Source organism: Roseomonas sp. TAS13 (assembly GCF_001950415.1).
Classification (GTDB): Bacteria; Pseudomonadota; Alphaproteobacteria; order Acetobacterales; family Acetobacteraceae; genus Roseomonas; species Roseomonas mucosa.
The window spans coordinates 1-6,183 of record NZ_BDLP01000265.1 but is presented as its reverse complement, the minus strand read 5'-3'; the positions used below and the strand labels follow the sequence as shown (position 1 = coordinate 6,183).

6 protein-coding genes are annotated in these 6,183 nt (G+C 72.1%); all 6 read left to right on the top strand.

Going from position 1 to position 6,183, the window contains the following annotated elements; translation table 11 throughout:
• Positions 1-103: 103 nt before the first annotated feature.
• The 6 genes from ROTAS13_RS17555 to ROTAS13_RS17530 all read left to right on the top strand — a co-directional run bounded on the left by ROTAS13_RS17555 (position 104) and on the right by ROTAS13_RS17530 (position 6,058).
• Positions 104-391: a hypothetical protein gene (locus ROTAS13_RS17555; RefSeq protein WP_075822982.1), complete on the top strand. Its 288-nt coding sequence runs from the start codon at positions 104-106 to the stop codon at positions 389-391.
• A 120-nt stretch (positions 392-511) separates the two neighbouring features.
• Positions 512-1,597 carry a site-specific DNA-methyltransferase gene (locus ROTAS13_RS17550; RefSeq protein WP_019461936.1) on the top strand — a complete coding sequence of 362 codons (1,086 nt, stop codon included), beginning with the start codon at positions 512-514 and terminating at the stop codon, positions 1,595-1,597.
• 209 nt (positions 1,598-1,806) lie between these two features.
• Positions 1,807-3,144, top strand: a complete 1,338-nt coding sequence (locus ROTAS13_RS17545) for a hypothetical protein (protein ID WP_075822981.1) — start codon at positions 1,807-1,809, stop codon at positions 3,142-3,144.
• Positions 3,145-3,166: 22 nt separating this feature from the next.
• Positions 3,167-4,054 carry a WcbI family polysaccharide biosynthesis putative acetyltransferase gene (locus tag ROTAS13_RS27300; RefSeq protein WP_019461934.1) on the top strand — a complete coding sequence of 296 codons (888 nt, stop codon included), beginning with the start codon at positions 3,167-3,169 and terminating at the stop codon, positions 4,052-4,054.
• A gap of 17 nt (positions 4,055-4,071) precedes the next feature.
• A complete protein-coding gene (locus tag ROTAS13_RS17535) occupies positions 4,072-5,790 on the top strand; it encodes an AMP-binding protein (RefSeq protein ID WP_075822980.1) in 1,719 nt (572 codons plus the stop codon).
• A gap of 13 nt (positions 5,791-5,803) precedes the next feature.
• On the top strand, positions 5,804-6,058 hold the full coding sequence (locus ROTAS13_RS17530; protein WP_126281935.1) for an acyl carrier protein: 255 nt from the start codon (positions 5,804-5,806) through the stop codon (positions 6,056-6,058).
• The last annotated feature ends 125 nt before the right edge of the window (positions 6,059-6,183 follow it).

The window sequence follows — 6,183 nt, the reverse complement described above, 5'->3', positions numbered from 1 at the left end:
CAGCCCCCTCCCATCGCGCCGCCCTCGCACGTCTCGGCCCTTGCCCCCAGCACCGCCGCGGCTTCGCCCCGGTCGATCACGCAGCGGCAGCAGGAGCGGAGGCATGACGGCGGAGGAGATGCTGGCGGCGGATGCGGTGCCCGAGGGGGTTTCGCCGGCGTTGCGGGCGGTGTGGCATGGTCTGCGCGGGGAGTGGGAGGCGGCGCATGCGCTGGTGCAGGACGAGCCGGGGCGCGAGGCCGCCTGGGTCCATGCCTGGCTGCACCGAATCGAGGGGGACCTCGGCAATGCCGGCTACTGGTACCGGCGCGCGAATCGGGAGATGCCGCGGCGCGGCACCGCCACCGATTCGGAGGGGCATGACATCGCCGGGGTTCTGTTCGACCTTTGATCCCGTTGACAACGGCGCCGCGCGAACTTCGCGGCTGACGCGAGTTCCCGCGTGAGTCCCCCTCGCTTGACGAGGCGACTCGGCTTCATCACTTTGCCGACTCGACAGAGGGGGATTGCTGTGGGCACCGGGCTGGATCTTCCGCTCGACCAGGTCATGGTCGGCGACTGCCTCGACATGCTGCGTCAACTGCCGCCGGCCTCGGTGCATGCGATCTTCGCGGACCCCCCGTACAACCTGCAACTCAAGGGCGACCTCGTGCGGCCTGAAGGCGGGTTGGTGGACGGCGTGGACGATGCCTGGGACCGGTTCGACGGCTTCCCGGCCTATGACTCCTTCACCCGTGCCTGGCTGACCGAATGCCGCCGCGTGCTGCGCAAGGATGGCACGATCTGGGTGATCGGCGCCTACCACAACGTCTTCCGCCTCGGCACGGCGTTGCAGGATCTCGGCTACTGGATCCTGAACGACGTGGTGTGGCGCAAGTCGAACCCGATGCCGAACTTCCGCGGCCGCCGTTTCACCAACGCGCACGAGACGCTGATCTGGGCCTCGCGCGGGCCGGAGAGCCGATACAAGTTCAACTACGCCGCCATGAAGGCGCTGAACGACGACGTGCAGATGCGCTCGGATTGGCTGATCCCGCTCTGCACGGGCAACGAGCGCCTGCGCGACGAAAAGGGCAAGAAGCTGCACCCGACGCAGAAGCCGGAGGCGCTGCTGCACCGGGTGATCCTGAGCTGCACCGCGCCGGGTGAGGTGGTGCTCGACCCCTTCATGGGCAGCGGCACCACGGCGGCGGTGGCGCGGCGCCTCGGCCGGCGCTTCATCGGCATCGAGCGCGACGAGGCCTATGCCGAGGCCGCCCGGGCACGCATCGAGGCGGTGGAGCCGCTGCCGGAAAGCCTGGCGCTCAGCCTCCCGGCCCGGCGGGAGCAGCCGCGCATTCCCTTCGGCACGCTGGTGGAACGCGGCCTCGTGCCGCCCGGCTCGCGCCTCGTGGACCGGCACCGCCGCTGGCGGGCCGAGGTCGGGGCGGATGGCACGCTCCGCTGCGGCAAGGCGCTCGGCTCGATCCACAAGGTCGGCGCCGAGGTGCAGGAGGCGCCGACCTGCAACGGCTGGCTCTTCTGGCATGTGGAGCGCCGCGATGGCTCGCTGCGCCTGCTGGACGAGTTCCGCACCGAACTTGCCGGGCAGGCCTGAGGGCCGCACCGGCTTTCCGCCGGCCCTGATCCGCCCTCGCGGCCCCTCTGCCTGGCCGGCCAGTCATGGACCGGCCCGCGGACCGGGGATTCACGCCACCTTCCAAACAAAAACGAGTGCCAGCCATCATGGCACTCTGTTGCGGTGCAATTTCTTGCGGTAACGCAACCCCTGGTAGATATTGTTAACGGTTCACCGGGGGTTGGTGCATGGCGGCGCAGATGCTGCTGATCTATTTCGGGGCGGACGGGAACAGCCATCTGTTCCGCCGGGAAGGCTGGTCGCATCAGGAGCCCGAGATCGTCTGGAGCATGGACGATCGCTGCCGCCTGGAACTCTCCCCGGAACTCCTCCCCCTGCGCCCGGGCGTGCCGCTGCGGCTGGAGGCACGGGGCTTTCCCGCACTGAACCATGAGAGCGGCCACCGCGTGCAACGGCTGCGACCGGTCCTGAACGGGACGGTCCTGCCGGAGATCGTGGCGCAGGCCACCGGCAGCTTCACGCTGGACCTGCCGCCGGAACTGCTGCGGACGGATGTTGCCAACGACCTCGTCTTCGAGCAGCCCGACGCCTCCCGCCCGCCCTCGCGGCCCGGGCAGCCGCCTTCGGGCGACACGCGCCGGCTGGCCTTCGCCTGGCAGACGCTGCGCCTCTTTCCGGTGCCGGGCGTGGCCGCCGCCGTCGCCTCGGCGCAGGGCACGCACGCCGCCATCACCCTGCTGATCATGGGCAACCACCAGGCGCGGCAGCTCGCCCGCAACCTGGGCCGCCTGCGGAGCCTTTCGGGGCGTCTGGTGCCGCGCCATGTCGGGGAGGGCAAGGACCTCGCCGCCGCCCTGGCCGCGGCCGGGGAGGAGGGGCCGGTGGCGCTCTGGTCCCAGCCGTCCTCCGGCGCGGCGGCCCCGCAGGGTGCGCTGGCCGAAGGGCTGCGCTTCCCCGCCTTGCAGGGGCACCTGCACTGGCCGCTGCTGGCGTCCGATCCGCGCAACCGGCCGGAGCCGCTCTGGCCCGGCGGGCGCTACGGCGGCGCGCTCTATAACGACCGGATCGCCGCCGGCCTCGCGGCGGAGGCGCCGGGGCTGAAGGATGGCGACCTGTACCGCCGCTACCTCGCCGCCTCCTGCGAGGCGCTGGACATCGCCGGCGACTGGGCGGCCTCCGGCTTCGCCGCCTGGGAACAGGCCGAGGCGGGCTGCGAGATCCGCGTCGCGGCGGAGATGCGGGCGATGATGCGCCGCGCGCCGCTGTTCAACACGCCGCACGATCCGACCGGGGCGCCCTTCCACCTCGTGACCGAGGCGCTGCTGCGCCGGACCTCGCTGCTGGGGGCATCGGTGCGCGAGGCGGCGCTGGAGGAATACCGGCAGGCAAGCCGCGGCTGGCTCGGCCTCGCCGGCACGCGGCAGACGCCGCTGCATCCCGAGGTGGCGCGGCGCCTGGGCCTCGACTGGTGCGACGGCGACACGCGCTTCGCCTGGTTCGGCAACCGCTGGACCTTCCGGGAATACATGCTCCGCTACATCCGGTGGCAGCCATGGGCGCGCTGAGGCGGGCGAAGGGGAGGGCAGGATGAGCGAGGCCCGCATGCGCCTGGTGATCGGCGCGAACTGCCAGGGGCAGGAGATGGCGGAGGTGCTGGGACGCATCCCCAGCCTCGAAGGCTGCGACGTGATCCATGTCGGCTACCACGTCTTCGACCGGCCGGAATGCGGGTGGGACAGCTATCCCGATTTCCGCGATGCGCCGGCGGTGCTGTGGGAGCAGGTCTTCGACAACGCCTTCGTCGAGGAGCGCGCGGCGCTGCGCGCGCGCATGCCGGAAGGCACGCCGGTGCTGCGCTTCCCGCCGCAGAACATCACCGCGCTCTGGCCTTTCGAGGCGCTGGACCCGCGCAAGGGCGGGCCGGAGGATGGCGACTATCCGGAGGGCGAGCGCTACCGCCTGGGCGACCGCATCGCCATGATGCTGGCAGTGGATGGCGAGGCGGTGGCGCTGCCGGACGATGCGCTCTTCGACCTGTACCTGGAGCGCTGCGCCGCGGAGCTGCCGCGCCTCGACCGGCGGCTTGGCTTCGACCTGGCGCGCGCGGAGGCACGGGACAAGGACAGCGACATCGCCCTGGCGCCCTTCGTCGCCGGCCGCTTCCGCGAGGAGCGCCTGTTCCACGACTACATGCACATCGCCGGCCCGCTGCTGCGCGAGATCCTGCGGCAGATGCTGGAGGTTTCGGCCGGGCTGCTGGAGATCGACGCCGCGCGGGCCCATGGCGAGGTCCGCGCGCTGACGGAGGCCTATCACGGCCAGCATTTCGCGCAGATCCCGGTCAACCCGCTGGTGGCGCGGCACTTCGGCCTGCGCTGGCACGATCCGGCGGAACGGGTGCTGGTGAATGCCAGCGCGCTGAGCTTCCGCGACTACATCGTCGACTACATCCGCTGGCGGCCGTATTTCACATGAGGGGCGCGCAGCCGGCCATGTCACCCGACCCGCAGGCGGTGGCGGATTCCCCACGGGCCCTCTACTTCGCCGGCTTCCTCCTGGCGCTGGACGAAAGCCCCGGGGAAACGGCGCTGCTGCTGCGCCGCGCTTCCGGGACGGAGGCGCTGGGCTTCGCCGAGCTGGGCCGGCGCATCGCCGCGCGGATGGTGGCGCTGCGCCGCGCCGGGCTGCGGCCGGGGCAGGTGGTGCTGATCTTCTCCGACACGCGTGCGGACCTCTATGTCAGCTTCTTCGCGGCGCAGTTCCTGGGGGCCGTGCCCTCGGTGATGCCGCCGCCCACCGCGAAGCAGGATGCCGCCCATTGGCGCGAGGCGCACCGCATACTGGTGGCGCGCATCCGGCCCGGGCTGGTCTGCGGCCTCGGTGCCGCGATCGATGCGCTGGGCGAGACCGGCGTGCCGGCGCTGGATTTCGGCGCGCTCTCGGCGCTGGACGACCACACCGCGCGGCGGCCCGTGCCGCAGCCGGTGGCGGGGGACCTGGCGCTGCTGCAGCATTCCTCCGGCACGACCGGGCTGAAGAAGGGCGTGATGCTCGGCTATGACACGCTGGTGCGGCAGGCCGAGGCCTATGGCGCGGCGCTGGACCTGCAGCCGGGCGACAAGGTGGCGAGCTGGCTGCCGCTCTATCACGACATGGGGCTGATCGCCTGCACCGTGCTGCCCTTCGTCGCGGCCATGCCGGTGCTGGCGCTTGATCCCTTCGAATGGCTGGCCGATCCTCTCTCGGTCCTGCGCCTCGCGGAAGCGGAGTGCGCCACGCTGCTGTGGCTGCCAAACTTCGCCTTCGATCACCTGGCGGGCGCGGCGCGGCGGCTGCGCGGTGCGGCGCTGGACCTGTCCGGCCTGCGTGCGGTGGTCAACTGCTCGGAAGTCTGCCGCGCCGCCTCGATGGACCGTTTCCTCGACGCCTTCGCCCCGCATGGCCTGTCGCCGAAGGCGCTGCACACCTGCTACGCCCTGGCCGAGAACGTCTTCGCCGTGACGCAGAGCCCGCTGCGCCCGCGACGGGAGGATGGGGCATCGCGCCCCGCGGGTCCGGCGCGCCTGCTGCTGGACCGTGCGGCGCTCGATGCCGGGCATGTCGTGCCCGTCCTGCCCGGCATGCCGGGCGCGGTGGAACTGGTGTCGAGCGGCAGGCCGATCGAGGGCTGCGCGCTGCGCTTCCTGCCGGTGGGGGATGCCGGCAACGATCTGGGCGAGATCCTGATCGTTTCCGACTGCCTCTTCGACGGCTATTACGGCGAGCCGGCGCTGAGCGAGGAGCGCTTCGCCGATGGCTGGCTGCGCACGCGCGATCTCGGCTTCCTCCATGACGGCGAGCTCTATGTGCTGGGCCGCCTCGACGACGTGCTGATCTATCGCGGCCGCAACCTGGTGGCGCCGGACCTGGAGGCGGCGCTGGCCGCCGTGCCAGCGATCAAGCCGGGGCGCGCGGTGGTCTTCTCCATCCCCGACGAGCGCATCGGCAGCGACCAGATCGTGGTGCTCTACGAGGCGGCGGACGGCGTGCCGGAGGACGAGGTGGCCACCGGTCGCGCGGTGCGCGCCGTGCTGGGCGAGCGCTTCGCCGTCAACCCGGTGCATGTCGGACGCCTGCCCCCCGGCGCCTTGCGCAAGACCACCAGCGGCAAGATCAGCCGCGCGCTCAACCGTGCGGCCTTCCTGCAGGCCGGCGGCGAGGGCGCGCCATGAGAGGAACGCGATGATGGCTGGAACCGCGGAGGCCGATCTCGCCGCGCGCTTCGAGGCGGTGCTGCGCCGGGCCTTCCCGGGCTTCCGCGGCGCCTTCCACGCGGGGCTGGCCGCCGCCGACGTCGCCGGCTGGGATTCGGTCGCGCATGTGAACCTGCTGATGGACCTGGAGGACGCCTTCGGCGTCGAGATCCCGCCCGGGGCGGCGGCGCAGGTGCCGGATGTGGGCGGGCTGATGGCGCTGGTGCGGGAACGCCTGCCGGGCTGACGGCGCCTCGGATCACGGGCGCCGGGTGGCCGCGGGCGCGGTCATGCCGGCGCCGCAGGATCGCCCCGGGGTGGAGGAACTCCATCCCGGGGCGGCAGGCCGCGCTCCCCTCCCCGGGCGCGCGG

Coding starts and splice junctions, on each gene's coding strand:
- ROTAS13_RS17545 (WP_075822981.1), top strand. CDS start 1,807: ATGGCGGCGCAGATGCTGCTGATCTATTTCGGGGCGGACGGGAACAGC.
- ROTAS13_RS27300 (WP_019461934.1), top strand. CDS start 3,167: ATGAGCGAGGCCCGCATGCGCCTGGTGATCGGCGCGAACTGCCAGGGG.
- ROTAS13_RS17530 (WP_126281935.1), top strand. CDS start 5,804: ATGGCTGGAACCGCGGAGGCCGATCTCGCCGCGCGCTTCGAGGCGGTG.
- ROTAS13_RS17535 (WP_075822980.1), top strand. CDS start 4,072: ATGTCACCCGACCCGCAGGCGGTGGCGGATTCCCCACGGGCCCTCTAC.
- ROTAS13_RS17555 (WP_075822982.1), top strand. CDS start 104: ATGACGGCGGAGGAGATGCTGGCGGCGGATGCGGTGCCCGAGGGGGTT.